Below are 14,468 nucleotides of genomic sequence, written 5' to 3'. Positions count from 1 at the left end.
GGGGGCGGGCGCCCGCGGGGCGCCGGCGGCGGCGGGGCGGCGCGCGCGCCCCGGCCCTCCTCGGCGAGCAGCGCGTGGAAGCGCAGGGCCAGTTGACGGTGTCCCAGTTCCCCCGGGTGCAGCCGGTCGGCGCTCCACACGGCGCGGTCGTGGAGCCAGTCCTCCTCGGCCGCGTGCAGATGCATCGCCCCGTGCCGCTTCGAGAGCGCGTGCACCACCGCGTTGACCGCGTGCTGACGCCGGGCCAGCGGGCGGGCCAGCGCTCCCGGCAGCCCCAGCATCGAGCCGGGGTCCGGGAGGCAGGCCGTCAGCACGACGGTGTCCCGCGCGCGGAACGCCGCGTACACGGTGTCGAGCCGTTCGGCCACCGAGTGGATGTCGAACGTGTACCTCAGGGTGTCGTTGACGCCGATCACGACGGAGACGATGTCGGGCTCCAGGGCGAGCGCCGCCGGGGTCTGCCGTTCGAGGACGTCCCGTGTCTGCGCCCCGCTGACCGCGAGGTTGGTGAACCGCACGGGCGCGTCCCCGGGGGCGAGCCCCGGGGCGAGCAGCTCGGCCCATCCGCGCCACCGGTCCCCGACGGGGTCGCCCAGCCCTTCCGTGAGGGAGTCCCCGAGGGCGACGAACCGCACCGGTCTCATGCCACGCCCTCCTGGAGACGCGGCCGGTTCACGGCCACCGCGTCGTGCGCGGCGAGGAAGCCCGTCACGGCGGCGTCCCAGCCGAAGCACTCGGCACGCGCGCGTGCGGCCTGCCTGCGCTCGTTCTCGGGGCGGCCGAGCAGCAGCCCCACCGCGTCCGCGAAGGAGTTCCCGTTGTCGGCGGCGGTGGCTCCGGCGGAGCCGACGATCTCCGGCAGGGCGGAGTGCGCGCTGGCGACGACGGGGGTGCCGCAGGCCATGGCCTCCAGGGCGGCGAGCCCGAAGGTCTCCGCCGGCCCGGGTGCCAGGCACACGTCCGCCGAGGCCTGGAGGGAACCGAGCAGGGCGCGGTCGGCGACGTGTCCGAGGAAGGTGACGGGCAGCCTCCGCTCCCGGGCGCGCTGCTCGAGCCGGGCCCTGAGCGGCCCGTCCCCGGCGACGACGAGCACGGCCCTCTCCCCGCGCCGCAGCAGCGCCTCCAGCGCGTCGAGCGCCGTGCCGGGGCGCTTCTCGACGGACAGGCGGGAGCACATGACGAGCAGGAGCTGGTCCGTGCGCGCGTGGCGGGCGCGCAGCGTCGGGTCGCGCAGGGCGGGGTGCCGGTCCACCAGGTCGACGCCCAGGGGTGCTCGTACGACATTGCGGGCGCCGATCCGCACGAACTCGCGCTCGGCGAACTCGGTGGTGCACACCACGCGGGCGTAGGAGTGCGCCGTACGGACGTTGAGGGCGTCGGCGGTCCGGCGGGCCATCGTCTCGGACAGTCCCCAGGTGCGCAGTACACCGTCGGCGGTCTCGTGGGAGACCATCACGGCGGGCACCCGGGCCCGTCGTGCCCAGACTCCTGTCCAGCGCAGGGTGGTGCGGTCCGACACCTCCAGACGGTCCGGGGCGAGCGACTCCAGGAGCCGGGCGAGGCGCCGCTTGTCGGTGAGGACGCGGTAGCCGCCGGTGCCGGGCAGCAGCGGGCCGGGCAGCGTGATCACCCGGCCCTGCTCGGTGTCGCGGTCGCTCGCGCGCTCGCCGGGTATGACGAGCACCGGTTCGTGGCCGGCCTCCCGGTAGCCGGCGCCCAGCTCCCGCAGGGCCGTGCGCAGCCCGCCGGAGGAGGGGGCGACGAAGTTGGCGAGCCGTACGATGCGCAGGCTCATGCCGCCACCAGCTTCCGCGCGGAGAGCACGTCCTCGTAGTGGCCGATGAGCTGGTCGCCGACCGCGGCCCAGGTGCGGCCCTCGACCATGGCGTGGCCGGCGGCGCCGTAGGCCGCCCGTAGCGCGGGGTCGGCGGCCAGGGTGCGCACCGCGTCCCGTACCGCGTCGGCGTCGCGCGGCGGGACCAGCAGCCCGGTGCGCCCGTGGTCGACCAGGTCGAGCGGTCCGCCCGCGGCGGGCGCGACGACGGGCACTCCGCTGGCCATGGCCTCCTGCACGGTCTGGCAGAAGGTCTCGAAGGGGCCGGTGTGCGCGAAGACGTCCAGCGAGGCGAAGATCCGGGCGAGGTCGTCGCCGGTGCGCCGGCCGAGGAAGACCGCGCCGGGGAGCGCGCCGCGCAAGTGGGTCTCGCTGGGTCCGTCGCCCACCACGACGACGCGGACGCCGTCGAGTCCGCAGACGCCGGAGAGCAGTTCGATCTGTTTCTCGGGGGCGAGCCGGCCGACGTAGCCGACGATCACCTCGCCGTTCGGCGCGAGTTCGCGGCGGAGCGCCTCGTCACGGTGACCGGGGCGGAAGCGGACCGTGTCGACACCTCGCGCCCACAGCCGCACCCGGGGCACACCGTGCGCCTCCAGGTCGCGCAGGGCCGCGCTGGAGGGAGCGAGGGTCCGGTCGGCCGCGGCGTGCACCGAGCGGATGCGCCGCCACGCGGTGGCCTCACCCGCGCTGATGTACGTGCGGGCGTATCCGGCGAGGTCGGTCTGGTAGACGGCCACGGCGGGGATGCCGAGCCGGGAGGCGGCCGCCATGCCGCGAACGCCGAGGATGAAGGGGCTGGCCAGGTGGACGATGTCGGCGCGGTGTTCGGTGATCGCCGCGGCGACGCGTCGGCTGGGGAGGGCGACGCGGACCTGGGGGTAGCCCGGGAGCGGGATGGAGGGGACGCGGACGACCGGGCACGGCGCGAGGGCGCCGGGCCAGTTCCCGGTGGGGGTGCCTCCCTGGTCGGGGGAGGCCGAGAACTTGGGGGAGGTGGCGGGAGCGACGACAAGGGGAGCGTGACCGCGATCGACGAGGTGCCGGGCGGTCTGGAGCGCGCAGTGGGCCACGCCGTTCACATCGGGGGGAAAGGATTCGGTCACGATGACGACACGCATACGGGTGTTCTCGCCCCGCTGGACGTGGCCGCGTCAACGTGGATCTATGCGAACGATGAACGTCCCGTGAGCGTTCCGCTCCGCACCCGGGCAGGTCAGCCCCCGTCCACGCGCTCCTGACTCCCGGGTCACCGAACGTTCATACGGCCGGCATGTCGGGCCCGATCCTGCTCCGTACGGCTGTCTGGACTTCGGCCTCCTCGGCCGGATCCGCCGCCAGCCGGCGGAGCTGGTCGACCACGCGCGCGTCACCGGTCTCGGCGTGCCGTGCGGCGATCTCCCGGGTGGTCTCCTCGCAGTCCCAGAGGCACTCGACGGCGAAGCCGGCGGGGAAGGAGGGGTCCGTGGCGGCCAGGGCGCGGGCGGCGCGCTGACGCAGATGCGACGACGCGGTCTCCCGGTAGATGTGCCGCAGCACGGGGGCGGCGCAGGCGATGCCGAGCCGTCCGGTGCCGTCGACGAGGGTCCACAGGGTCGGCGCGTCGGGGCCCTCGCCCCGTACCGCCTCGCGCAGGGTGGCCAGGACGAGATCGCGGTCCTGTGCGCCGCCCCGGCAGGCGAGCACACGGCCCGCGGCGGCGCCGAGGACGTCGGGCCGGCGCGCCCAGCCGCGGGCCCGGTCGACGGCGGCGACGCTCCGCATGCGTTCGAAGGCGTCGACGGCGGCCTCGGCGACGGCCGTGGAGCCGTCCGCGACGGCCGCCTCGATCAGGCCGAGGGCGTCCGGATCGTTGCCGTCGGCGAGATAGCGCAGGGCCGTGCAACGGGCGCCCTCCACGCCGTGGCGCGCGGCCGCGACGATCTCGGGGCGGTCCTCCGGTCCGGCGACGGCGGTCAGGCAGCGGGCGGCGGGGACGTGCAGCGCGGCTCCGCGTTCGACGCCCTGCTGGGCCCATTCGAAGACGGCGCCGACGCTCCAGCCGGGGCGGGGTCCGGTCGGTCGCATCTGGCGTTGCCAGCGGTCGAAGGACCCTGCCTCCTGGGCGGCGCGCACCCGGGTGGCGATGGACGTACGGGAGTCGTCGGCCCACAGCCGCCAGGGCCGTGGCTCGAAGGCGTCGCGTACGACGGCGGCGAGGGCGGCCTCGCCCTCCGGATCGGCCGGGAACCGGGCGAGCACGGGGGCGGCGAGGGCGCGCAGGCCCGCGTCGTCGTCGCGCAGGGCCAGTTCGTCCAGGGCCCAGTTCCAGTTGGAGCCGACCGCGGCGTACCTGCGCAGCAGGGCGAGCGCGTCGCGCCTGCCGTACGAGGCGAGGTGGCCGAGGACCGCGAGGGCGAGCCCCGTGCGTGACTCGCAGTCGTCCAGGACGTCCTCGGCGTCGAAGAGGTGCCGCTCGATCTCGTCGAGCTCACCGTTCAGGTCGAGGTAGAGACGGGCGTAGTACAGGGAACGGTTCTCCACCTGCCAGTCGTGGCGGGGGTCCCTGAGAACGCAGTGGTTCAGTGCCGCGAGCGCCTCGGCTCGCGGTGCGGTGAGTGCGTGCAGCGTGCCGTCGCCGCGGCCCCTCTGGAGCAGGCCGAGCAGGGTTCCGCTGGGCGCTATGACCGGATCGAACATGGGAAACAGCCTCACATCAAGCGTCGACGCAACCGGGATCCTGCATTACCTGGCCGCGTGACAACACGTCGGGGCGCCCGCCGTCTCTTGCTTGCTGTAGACCATCTTCCTCTGCCTCTCGTCGGTGGCCCATGCGGGCCGAGTCACGGCCCGCGCGGTGCGGCAACTCCTGCCCAGCCATCGCGTCCGTGAATCACGTCGCCATGATGACCCGGCCGTTCTTCCTGCCGCGACCGTATTTCCGGCGGCCCCGTTCCGCCTCCCTTTTTTCCTGCGTTTCGCCTGGTCAGCGCGTTCGATTCATGGCGTGTCGAACAATTCGAGCAGATCCGTCTTGGCGAACATGCGCGCCGTGTCGACGGCCGACGGGGTGCCCGCGGCCGGATCGGCACCGGCGGTCAGGAGGACCCGGATGACGGCCTCCTCGCCCTTGAAGACGGCGCCGGCGAGCGGGGTCTGGCCCCGGTCGTTCACCCGGTCGGCCTCGGCGCCGCGCTCCAGGAGGGCGCGGACCGCGTCGGCGTGGCCGTGGTAGGCGGCGAGCATCACGAGCGAGTCGCCGCGGTCGTTGGTGAGGTCGGCCGGGACGCCCGCGTCGACATACGCCACGAGCGTCTCCGTCTCGCCGCGTCGCGCAAGATCGAAGATCTTGGTCGCGAGCTCCACGACCTCGGGGTCGGGGGCTTCGCTCATCGGCCGGACCGCCTCTCCATGCAACCGTTCGGGTGAATCGACAGGGTACTGGCTCCGGCGGCACATGACAGGCATCCTCCGCGGCAAAGATCACAAAGTACGCATCGAGCGCAACAGGGCAGCTCAGGCGGCGCAAGCCGGCTCCGTCGCGCGGGTGAAATCAGCCAGTTTTCACCCTGTTGCACCTTTTATCGTATGGATACATGCTGTGATCTTGGGACAACTCATGGTGACCGTCCCCACGATCCAGGAGAGCTCAAATGATTCTGTCCATGTCAGGCGTCGTCCTTCTCGGCATCATCGTCTTCCTCTTCTTCAAGAAGGGCGGGCTGAAGGCGTCGCACGCCCTGGTGGCCGCACTCTTCGGCTTCTACCTCGCCAGCACGGCCATCGCGCCAAGCATCAAGGCCGGCGGGGAGAGCCTCGCGGGCCTCCTCGGCGGGATCAAGTTCTGACGACGTCCCCCACCTCGTACGCACCTCCAGGAGACAGCAGTGGCACGGCGCCCTCTCCCCCGCATCCTCAGCAACGGCACCGCACAGATCGCCAAGAGCCGGGAGCTGGCCCGGACGGCAGCCGACAGCGCCACCGATGTCCTCCATCCACTGATCACGGTCACCCGTGGACTGCGCCGGCTGGCAGCCGCCGGTCGGCGCAAGTGGGCCGACACCCCCAAGGACCGGCGCGGACCGCTGCTGTTCCTGGTGGCCTCGGTGGTCCTGATCGTGGCCCTGGTGCCGTACGGACCGCTGCTCGCCGTCATCACCCTGATGGCGGCGGCAGCCTGGACCGGTCGCGAGCGCACCCCACCGCCCGCGACCGGCCCGGACGAGGCGCAGATCGCACGCCTCCAGTGTCTCTACGACGCGCTCGTCCCGTACTTCTCCGCGGCCGACGACCCCGCTCCCCTGTACGCCCACGGCGGCGACTGGGAGAAGGCCTTCACCTCGTACGACTTCGACGACGACGGACGGATCTCCCGTCTGCTCGTCCACTACCCCGCGTACTTCACGGACAGCGAGGCGGACGCCCGCGCCCGCATCGAGCAGCTCCTGCAGGCCAAGTCGGGCCGCGGCCGTGAGTACCACTTCGACTGGGACGAGGAGGGCAACGAACTCACCGTCACGGTCCTCGCGCCCCTGCCCACCGACATCGCCGCCCAGCGCTTCGTCACCGCGCCCGGCGAGACGGTCCTCGGATTCACCGATCCGGCCGACGTCCAGCGCACGCTCCCCCTCACCCACGGCGAGGAGCAGCGCGACGTTCCGCCCGTCGTCTGGCGTACGGGCGCCCGCTCCACCGAGCCGCACCTGCTCATCACGGGCGAACCGGGCGCCGGCACGACCACCCTCCTGCGCTCCATCGCCCTGCAGGCCCTCCAGCACGGCGATGTCGTCGTCGTCGACGGCGGAGGCACCGGCGAGTACGCGTGTCTGACCGGGCGCGAGGGCGTCCTGGCCGTCGAGTGCTCGACGGGCGGGGCGCTCGCCAGCCTCGAATGGGCGGCGCACGAGACCGAGCGGCGGCTGATCGCCGCGAACCGCGCCCGCCAGGCGGGGCATCCCGCCCCCGACGACATCAGGAACCCGCTGTGGATCCTGCTGGACCGGCCCAGCGCGCTCGGCCATCTGGCCGCGGCCGACGGACGCGAGGACCCCCAGTCGCTGCTCCAGACCCCGCTGCGGCACGGCCGCGCCGCGGGCGTCACGGTCGTGATCGCCGAGCACTTCGAGAACCTCGACTTCATCGGGGACCCGGTACGGCTGCACACCCGCGCGCGCGTGGTGCTCGGCACCGCGTCGGCCGCCGAGCTGGAAGCGTTCCTGGGGGCGCCCCCGCACACCACCCCGACCCGGGACGTCCCGCCCGGCCGCGGCTACGCGCGCCTGGGCACCGGACCCGTCCTGCGTCTCCAGGTCCCCGCCACGCCGGACCCCTACGACGACGCCACGAGCGCGGCGCAGCGGCGGGCTGTGCTCGAGCTGCTGCCGGAACGGACGACGCCCGCGGACGCGGCGGAACAACTGCCCTCCGGGGTCGCGAAAGTCGCGGTGGCGGAGGGGTAGGAGGCACCGCCACCGCGGTCCGCGCGAACCCGGGACGGGCCGGAACCCCAAGAGGGTTCCGGCCCGTCCTGCGTCATGCCACGAACGTGCGAGGCCCGTATGCCGTACGCGACGAACCTCCGGGCCCGTCCGGCGTTGCGCCGCGAACGCCCGTGGCCGTCCTGGCGAACGCGACGAAGACGGGGGACAGGCGTAGCCCGACCCCGCTCCGGGACCCGTCCGGCGTCACGCCACGAACGTGCGAGGCCCGTCCTCTCCTCCGGTCGCGCCGGTCTCCACCAGCCGGGCGGCCGCGGCCAGCCGCGCCGCCGCCTCGTCCGCGACCGCGCCGCCCACGGTGAACGGGAGCCGGACGTATCCCTCGAAGGCGCCGTCGACCCCGAACCGGGGCCCCGAGGGCACCCGCACGCCCACGCGCTCGCCGACCTCGGCGAGCCGCGAACCGGACAGCCCGCCCGTACGCACCCAGAGCGTGAGACCGCCGCGCGGCACGGAGAACTCCCAGCCGGGCAGTTCCCTGCGGACGGCCGCGACGAGGGCGTCACGGTTCTCGCGGCCCTGCGCGCGCCGGATGCCGACGGCCTCCTCCCAGCCCCCCGTGCTGAGCAGCCAGTTGACGGCGAGCTGTTCCAGCACGGGCGTGCCGAGGTCGGCGTAGGCGCGCGCGGCGACCAGGCTGCGGATGACGTCGGGCGCGGCCCGGACCCAGCCGATCCGCATGCCCGCCCAGAAGGCCTTGCTCGCCGAACCGACGGTGATCACGGTCGAGCCGGCCGGGTCGAACCCGCACACGGGGCGCGGCATCTCCAGCCCCTCGTCCAGACGCAGCTCGCTCATCGTCTCGTCGACGACGAGCACGGTGCCGGCCGAGCGCGCCGCGTCCACGAGCCCGCGCCGCTGGTTCTCGTCGGCGAGCGCGCCGGTGGGGTTGTGGAAGTCGGCGACGACGTAGGCGAGCCGGGGCGCCGCGTCGCGCAGGACCTGGCGCCAGCGGTCCATGTCCCAGCCGGTCAGGCCCTCGGCCATCGCGACGGGCACCAGCCGGGCGCCGGCCTCCCGCATCAACTGGAGGATGTTGGCGTAGGAGGGGGACTCGACGGCGATCCGTTCGCCGCGCCCGGCGAAGAGATGACAGATCGCGTCGATCGCGCCCATCGCCCCGGTGGTCACCATGATCTGCTCGGGCATGGTCGGGATGCCGCGTGCCGTATAGCGCTCGGCGAGCATGGCGCGCAGGGCGGGAAGGCCCGCGGGGTAGTCGCCGTGCGTGTGCGCGTACGGGGGCAGTTCCTCCAGGGCGCCCTGGACGGCGCGGGTCAGCCACGGCTCCGGCGCGGGCAGCGCCGCGCAGCCGAGGTCGATCATCGAGCCGAGCGCCTCGGGAGGCAGGGGTTCCAGTCCGCGTGCGGGCAGCGGGTTGCCGGCGGGCACCGCGGTCCAGCTCCCGGCTCCGCGGCGCGACTCCAGGAAGCCCTCCGCGCGCAGTGCCTCGTAGGCCGCGGCGACGGTCGTCCGGCTGACGGACAGGGCGAGCGCCAGTTCGCGTTCGGCGGGCAGCCGCGCGGCGACCGGCACCCGTCCCTCGAGCACGAGCAGCCGCACACCGTCGGCGAGGGCGCGATACGCGGGCGGACGCCGGGTTCCCGGGCCGGCGGGCCGCTCCTGCTGGGAGTTGAGGAGCCGGGCGAGCTGCGCGGCCCCCACCGCCGAAGTCCACTGCGCCATGATTCCAGTCCACCTTCCCCGAATTGGCCATGGTTGTAGCCACTTCTCAAGCCACAGAGTGTCATGCGCCAGGCCACTACCACCACCGGGGGCATCCCTTGTCCACACATTCCGAGTCCGCACCCGCCGAGGCTCCCGGCTCCGGGCGGCTCCCCCGCCGTCTCGTCCAGCTCTACGCCGGGCTCGCCCTGTACGGCGCGAGCTCGGCGCTCCTCGTGGAGGCGGGTCTCGGCCTGGAGCCATGGGGCGTACTGCACCAGGGCCTCGCCGAGCTGACCGGTCTGACGATCGGCGTCGTGTCGATCATCGTGGGGGCCGCGGTGCTGCTCCTGTGGATCCCCCTGCGCCAGCGGCCCGGCCTCGGCACCGTCTCCAACGTCTTCGTGGTCGGCCTGGCCATGGACGGCACCCTGGCGCTGATCCCGGACGCCCACTCACTGGCCCTGCGGATTCCGCTGCTGGTGGCGGGCGTCGGGCTGAACGGCGTGGCCACGGGCCTGTACATCTCGGCCAGCTTCGGCCCGGGTCCCCGCGACGGCCTGATGACGGGACTGCACCGGCGTACGGGCCGCTCGGTCCGCCTGGTGCGCACGGTCCTCGAAGTGGCCGTCGTCGCGACCGGTTTCGCGCTGGGCGGCACGGTCGGGGTCGGCACGGTGCTCTATGCCGTCGCCATCGGCCCCCTGGCCCAGTTCTTCCTGAAGGTGTTCGCCGCCCGTCCGGCACCGCTCCGCAGCGCCGTTGTCGCCCCAGGTCAACCCGAGCGCGCCATACTGCCCGGGTGAGCACGCGCACTCTTCACCCCTACCTCGACCATCCCGGCCCGATCCCCTTCGCACACCGCGGCGGATCTGCGGACGGCCTGGAGAACACCCTGACGCAGTTCCGGCGGGCGGTGAACGCCGGATACCGCTACATCGAGACCGACGTGCACGCCACGGCGGACGGCAGGCTGGTCGCCTTCCACGACACGACCCTCGACCGGGTGACGGACGGCGCGGGCCGGATCGCGGACCTCCCCTGGGCCGACGTGAGCCAGGCACGCGTGGCGGGCAAGGAGCCGGTTCCCCTCTTCGAGGAGCTGCTCGAAGAGTTCCCCGAGACACGCTGGAACGTCGACGTCAAGGCCGAACCCGCGCTCGCCCCGCTGCTCGACCTGATCGGCCGTACCGACGCCTGGGACCGTGTCTGCGTCGGTTCGTTCTCCGAGGCCCGGGTGACCCGTGCCCAGCATCTCGCCGGGCCGCGCCTGGCCACCTCGTTCGGCACCCGGGGGGTGCTCAATCTGCGGCTGCGCTCCTGGGGCGTGCCCGCGGCGGTGCGGCGCTCCGCGGTCGCGGCCCAGGTCCCCGAGACACAGTCGGGTGTGCCGGTGGTCGACAGCCGCTTCGTACGGGCCGCCCACGCGCGCGGGCTCCAGGTGCACGTGTGGACCGTAAACGAATCGGAACGCATGCACCGGCTCCTGGACCTGGGAGTCGATGGCATCATGACCGATCACATCGACACACTGCGCAAGGTCCTGGAAGACCGGGGCACCTGGTTCTGAGCCTCCTCGCGCGGTCCGTTCACGGGGAAGCGAGGGCACGGGTGAGCACGGACACCGTGCGGGCGGGGGCGGCCGACGAGGCCGCGGAGCGCCGGCGAGAACAGCGCGGCTGGTACTTCTACGACTGGGCCTGCTCCGTCTACTCGACGAGCGTGCTCACCGTGTTCCTCGGCCCCTATCTGACGGCGGTGGCCAAGCACGCGGCGGACGCGGACGGGTTCGTCCATCCGCTCGGGGTACCGGTCCGCGCCGGTTCCTTCTTCGCGTACGCGGTCTCCGCCTCGGTCATCCTGTCGATCGTCGTGATGCCGATGGCCGGTGCCGCCGCCGACCGGACGGGCCGCAAGAAGCCGCTGCTCGCGGCGGCGGCCTATCTGGGCGCCGCGGCCACCACGGGCATGTTCTTCCTGGACGGCGACCGCTATCTGCTGGGCGGGCTGCTACTGATCGTCGCGAACGCCTCGCTGGCCGTGTCGATGGTCCTGTACAACTCCTACCTTCCGCAGATCGCCCCGCCCGAGGAGCGTGACGCCGTCTCCTCCCGCGGCTGGGCCTTCGGGTACGCGGCGGGTTCGGTGGTCCTGGTGGCGAACCTGGTCCCCTTCACGGCCCACGACAGTTTCGGCGTCTCCGAGTCGACGGCCGTACGCATCTGTCTGGCCTCGGCGGGCGTCTGGTGGGGGGCCTTCACCCTCGTCCCGCTGAAGCGGCTGCGCGATCGCCATACCCCCTCGGCCGGTCGGGCGTCGGCACACGGATGGCGGCAGCTCGCCGCCACGGTGCGCGACATGCGCCGCCAGCCCCTCACGCTTTCCTTCCTTCTCGCCTACCTCATCTACAACGACGGCATCCAGACCGTCATCTCGCAGGCCTCCGTCTACGGCTCCGAGGAACTGGGCCTCAGCCAGTCGACCCTGATCACGGCCGTACTCCTGGTCCAGGTGCTCGCGGTCGGGGGCGCACTGGGCATGGGCCGGCTGGCCCGTACGTACGGAGCCAAACGCACCATCCTCGGCTCACTCGTCGCCTGGACGCTCACCCTCGCCGCCGGTTACTTCCTGCCCGCGGGGGCACCCGTGTGGTTCTTCGTCCTCGCCGCCGGCATCGGACTGGTCCTGGGCGGCAGCCAGGCGCTGTCGCGCTCCCTGTTCTCGCACCTCGTGCCGAGCGGGAAGGAGGCCGAGTACTTCTCGGCGTACGAGATGAGCGACCGCGGGATGAGCTGGCTCGGCCCGCTGCTCTTCGGACTGACCTACCAGCTCACGGGAAGCTATCGGGACGCGATCATCTCGCTCGTGGTCTTCTTCGTCATCGGCTTCGTCCTGCTGGCGCGGGTCCAGGTGCGTCAGGCGATCCGGGACGCGGGCAATCCCGTGCCCGAGATGGTTTAGCGTCCGGGGCCAAAGAGCGGTAGTGTACGCGTTTGGCCTGCCTGGCGTACCGTTACTGCGCGTCAATGATACTGAAGCGTTGGGTGACATCTGATACCAGATGTGACAAACCGGGCGACGGTGGGTACAACAAGGGGCGGCTACGACGGCGACGCATGACCCACAACGGGAATCTTTACCGCCGACCGGACGTTGACCGGATGACGACGACAGCGACACCTGTCCTGTGGGCGACAAGCCCGGGAGGCACGATTCATGAGTGAGCGAGCTCTTCGCGGCACACGCCTCGTAGTGACCAGCTATGAGACGGACCGCGGCATCGACCTGGCCCCGCGCCAGGCCGTGGAGTACGCATGCGAGAAGGGGCATCGGTTTGAGATGCCCTTCTCGGTGGAGGCCGAAATTCCGGCGGAGTGGGAGTGCAAGGTCTGCGGGGCCCAGGCACTTCTCGTGGACGGCGACGGCCCTGAGGAAAAGAAGGCGAAGCCCGCGCGCACGCACTGGGACATGCTGATGGAGCGGCGCACTCGCGAGGAGCTCGAAGAGGTCCTCGAAGAGCGTTTGGCCGTTCTTCGCTCCGGCGCGATGAACATCGCGGTGCATCCGCGGGACAGCCGAAAGTCCGCCTGACCCCTCAGAGGGTCGAGCGGCATACACCGCACGCCGAGACCGCGGGCACCGTACGTCAGGTACGGGGCCCGCGGTCTCGTGCGTTTCGACGCATTCGGTTCCGGGGCGCCGAGATCCGGGCTTCCGTCGGTAAAGAGGGCCGGGCTCCGGCCCTCCCTTGGTCAAGAGAGGGCCGGGGTCCGGCCTCCGTCGGTCAAAGGGCCCGGTTTCCGTGCGTCACTTCCGTACGTCATGGGCCGGGCCCGGAAGCCGGGCGCCCGGCTTCCGGCCGTTCGGTCCCCGGGTCCGACGCGGCGGGCCGCGTGTCCGCTAGCGGCTCAGGGGCGGATAGGTGCCGCCGGGCTCGCGCGGGGCGTCGTCCCTGATGACCTCTCCCTGGACCACCTTGCCGTCCGGGCGGTGCATACGGGCCTGCTGGAAGGCGTCGCCGACGGTGCCGGGGGCGGCGAGCCGCATCTTGCGCTCGAAGGCGTGCTGCGCGAAGTGGCTGACGCCCTTCTGAACCGGCGGGACCAGCAGGAGCAGTCCGACGGCGTCGGAGATCAGGCCCGGGATCATCAGGAGCAGGCCGCCGAGCATCGTCAGGCCATTGCCCCGGCCGCTGTCGCCGCCCGGCGTGACACCGCCCTGCGCCTGTTGGAGCGTCTGGGAGAGATTCCGGAAAGCGCGGCGGCCGGCCCGCTTGATGACCACGGCGCCGAGGACGAACCCGGCGACCAGCAGCAGGAACACCACGAAACCGCTCGTGGCGCGCGCGACGAGCGTCAGCAGCCAGATCTCCAGCACCAGCCACACCGCGACGCCGAGCGGCAGGAAGGTGCGCAGCCGCGAACGCTGCGGGCGGGTGGGGGTCGAAACGCCTGTCGTCATGCTCCCAGTGTGCCTGGGCGCACCTCAAATCGGGATAAGCGGACGCTCAACCCGGCGCCCACGGGCCCTGGCGCTGTTCACCGGCCCGCCCTGTCGCCCGGACGGGCCGGTGAGTGCGCCTCGCGTGGTGTCAGGGCGGGGTCAGGACCGCTTGCGGCCGGTCATCCGGCCGACCCGCTCGCCCACACCCCAGGTGGTGACGCGCCACAGCGCCTCCACGATGATGTCGCGGCTCATCTTGGAGTCGCCCAGCTCGCGCTCGACGAACGTGATCGGGACCTCGACGACGTGGTAGCCGGCCTTCACCGCGCGGCGGGCCAGGTCGACCTGGAAGCAGTAGCCCTGGGAGGCGACCTCAGTGAGGCCGAGACCTTCGAGGGTCTCGCGGCGGAAGGCACGGTAGCCGCCCGTCACATCCCGGATCGGCACGTCGAGCAGGACGCGGGAGTACAGGCTGCCGCCGCGCGAGATGAACTCGCGGGACTTGGGCCAGTTCACCACGCGGCCGCCCGGCACCCAGCGTGAGCCGAGGACGAGGTCGGCACCCTTGAGGGCGGTCAGCAGGCGGGGAAGTTCCTCCGGCTGGTGCGAGCCGTCGGCGTCCATCTCGATGAGTACGCCGTAGCCGTGCTCCAGGCCCCAGCGGAACCCCGCGAGGTAGGCGGCACCGAGCCCTTCCTTGCCCTTGCGGTGGAGGACCTGGACGTTCTCGTCGTCGGCCGCCAGCTCGTCGGCCAGCTTGCCCGTGCCGTCGGGGCTGTTGTCGTCCGCCACCAGCACGTGCGCCTCGGGCACGGCGGATCGCACCCGGCCGACAATCTTCTTGATGTTCTCCGCCTCGTTATAGGTCGGAATGATCACCAAGGCCGTGCCGAGCGGACCGAACCGCCTCCCCTGGGCTTCCGCCGCGAGGGTCCCGTCGCCGTCGTTCACTGCTGCCCCTTCGTATCCGTACGCAGGGCTCCACCATAGTGCGCCCAGCCTGCGCCGCTGCGTCGCGGCGGCCCTACGGGGGTGTCGATTCGCCAAGA

Annotated in this window: 13 protein-coding genes and 1 pseudogene; 6 read left to right on the top strand and 8 right to left on the bottom strand. The window is 72.5% G+C overall.

Translation table 11 applies throughout. The features are described from left to right. The 5 genes and pseudogenes from ACFXGX_RS19585 to ACFXGX_RS19565 all read right to left on the bottom strand — a co-directional run. Window positions 1-644: pseudogene (locus ACFXGX_RS19585) on the bottom strand (SGNH/GDSL hydrolase family protein); the annotation flags it as partial. Beyond that, window positions 641-1,795 (bottom strand): glycosyltransferase, encoded by a 1,155-nt coding sequence (locus ACFXGX_RS19580; RefSeq protein ID WP_384792485.1) that lies wholly within the window; start codon window positions 1,793-1,795, stop codon window positions 641-643. The gene ACFXGX_RS19580 and the pseudogene ACFXGX_RS19585, both read right to left, overlap by 4 nt. Beyond that, the gene (locus ACFXGX_RS19575) at window positions 1,792-2,955 is read right to left on the bottom strand and encodes a glycosyltransferase family 4 protein (protein ID WP_384792481.1); all 1,164 of its coding nucleotides are present in this window, start codon (window positions 2,953-2,955) and stop codon (window positions 1,792-1,794) included. Before ACFXGX_RS19575 ends, ACFXGX_RS19580 begins: the two co-directional genes overlap by 4 nt. Window positions 2,956-3,094: 139 nt before the next feature. Further along, complete coding sequence (locus tag ACFXGX_RS19570) at window positions 3,095-4,513, bottom strand: HEAT repeat domain-containing protein (RefSeq protein WP_384792478.1); 1,419 nt, start codon at window positions 4,511-4,513, stop codon at window positions 3,095-3,097. Between the two features lie 300 nt (window positions 4,514-4,813). Beyond that, a complete protein-coding gene (locus tag ACFXGX_RS19565; RefSeq protein WP_384792475.1) occupies window positions 4,814-5,206 on the bottom strand; it encodes an ankyrin repeat domain-containing protein in 393 nt (130 codons plus the stop codon). Window positions 5,207-5,466: 260 nt separating this feature from the next. On the opposite strand from ACFXGX_RS19565, the gene ACFXGX_RS19560 reads away from it, so the two are divergent. Beyond that, a complete protein-coding gene (locus ACFXGX_RS19560) occupies window positions 5,467-5,661 on the top strand; it encodes a hypothetical protein (RefSeq protein WP_384792472.1) in 195 nt (64 codons plus the stop codon). Between the two features lie 39 nt (window positions 5,662-5,700). Next, window positions 5,701-7,272, top strand: a complete 1,572-nt coding sequence (locus tag ACFXGX_RS19555; RefSeq protein WP_384792469.1) for a hypothetical protein — start codon at window positions 5,701-5,703, stop codon at window positions 7,270-7,272. Between the two features lie 225 nt (window positions 7,273-7,497). Here the strand turns inward: ACFXGX_RS19555 and ACFXGX_RS19550 are convergent, their stop codons facing one another. After that, on the bottom strand, window positions 7,498-8,997 hold the full coding sequence (locus ACFXGX_RS19550; protein WP_384792466.1) for a PLP-dependent aminotransferase family protein: 1,500 nt from the start codon (window positions 8,995-8,997) through the stop codon (window positions 7,498-7,500). A gap of 98 nt (window positions 8,998-9,095) precedes the next feature. Between ACFXGX_RS19550 and ACFXGX_RS19545 the strand changes: the two genes are divergently transcribed. From ACFXGX_RS19545 to ACFXGX_RS19530, 4 genes are all read left to right on the top strand, one after another. After that, the gene (locus ACFXGX_RS19545) at window positions 9,096-9,782 is read left to right on the top strand and encodes a YitT family protein (RefSeq protein ID WP_384792463.1); all 687 of its coding nucleotides are present in this window, start codon (window positions 9,096-9,098) and stop codon (window positions 9,780-9,782) included. Further along, entirely contained in the window at window positions 9,779-10,546 is a 768-nt protein-coding gene (locus ACFXGX_RS19540) for a glycerophosphodiester phosphodiesterase (protein ID WP_384792460.1), read from the top strand. The genes ACFXGX_RS19545 and ACFXGX_RS19540 overlap by 4 nt, the downstream gene beginning before the upstream one ends. A 41-nt stretch (window positions 10,547-10,587) precedes the next feature. Then, a complete protein-coding gene (locus ACFXGX_RS19535) occupies window positions 10,588-11,937 on the top strand; it encodes an MFS transporter (RefSeq protein ID WP_384792457.1) in 1,350 nt (449 codons plus the stop codon). A gap of 255 nt (window positions 11,938-12,192) precedes the next feature. Next, window positions 12,193-12,567: an RNA polymerase-binding protein RbpA gene (locus ACFXGX_RS19530; protein WP_081223278.1), complete on the top strand. Its 375-nt coding sequence runs from the start codon at window positions 12,193-12,195 to the stop codon at window positions 12,565-12,567. 309 nt (window positions 12,568-12,876) lie between these two features. On the opposite strand, the gene fxsA is transcribed toward ACFXGX_RS19530, so the two are convergent. Together fxsA and ACFXGX_RS19520 are read right to left on the bottom strand one after the other, a co-directional pair. After that, window positions 12,877-13,437 carry an FxsA family membrane protein gene (gene fxsA / locus ACFXGX_RS19525; protein WP_384792454.1) on the bottom strand — a complete coding sequence of 187 codons (561 nt, stop codon included), beginning with the start codon at window positions 13,435-13,437 and terminating at the stop codon, window positions 12,877-12,879. Between the two features lie 141 nt (window positions 13,438-13,578). Next, window positions 13,579-14,370: a polyprenol monophosphomannose synthase gene (locus ACFXGX_RS19520; RefSeq protein ID WP_384792451.1), complete on the bottom strand. Its 792-nt coding sequence runs from the start codon at window positions 14,368-14,370 to the stop codon at window positions 13,579-13,581. Window positions 14,371-14,468 lie beyond the last annotated feature (98 nt).

It is taken from the genome of Streptomyces sp. NPDC059371, assembly GCF_042751995.1.
Classification (GTDB): Bacteria; Actinomycetota; Actinomycetes; order Streptomycetales; family Streptomycetaceae; genus Streptomyces.
The sequence above is the reverse complement of the archived record's forward strand: the minus strand, read 5'-3'. Positions and strand labels throughout refer to the sequence as shown.

Excerpts from the sequence above, each read along its gene's own strand:
- ACFXGX_RS19550 (WP_384792466.1), bottom strand. The coding sequence starts at position 8,997 with ATGGCGCAGTGGACTTCGGCGGTGGGGGCCGCGCAGCTCGCCCGGCTC.
- ACFXGX_RS19560 (WP_384792472.1), top strand. The coding sequence starts at position 5,467 with ATGATTCTGTCCATGTCAGGCGTCGTCCTTCTCGGCATCATCGTCTTC.
- fxsA (WP_384792454.1), bottom strand. The coding sequence starts at position 13,437 with ATGACGACAGGCGTTTCGACCCCCACCCGCCCGCAGCGTTCGCGGCTG.
- ACFXGX_RS19570 (WP_384792478.1), bottom strand. The coding sequence starts at position 4,513 with ATGTTCGATCCGGTCATAGCGCCCAGCGGAACCCTGCTCGGCCTGCTC.
- ACFXGX_RS19580 (WP_384792485.1), bottom strand. The coding sequence starts at position 1,795 with ATGAGCCTGCGCATCGTACGGCTCGCCAACTTCGTCGCCCCCTCCTCC.
- ACFXGX_RS19575 (WP_384792481.1), bottom strand. The coding sequence starts at position 2,955 with ATGCGTGTCGTCATCGTGACCGAATCCTTTCCCCCCGATGTGAACGGC.
- ACFXGX_RS19565 (WP_384792475.1), bottom strand. The coding sequence starts at position 5,206 with ATGAGCGAAGCCCCCGACCCCGAGGTCGTGGAGCTCGCGACCAAGATC.
- ACFXGX_RS19530 (WP_081223278.1), top strand. The coding sequence starts at position 12,193 with ATGAGTGAGCGAGCTCTTCGCGGCACACGCCTCGTAGTGACCAGCTAT.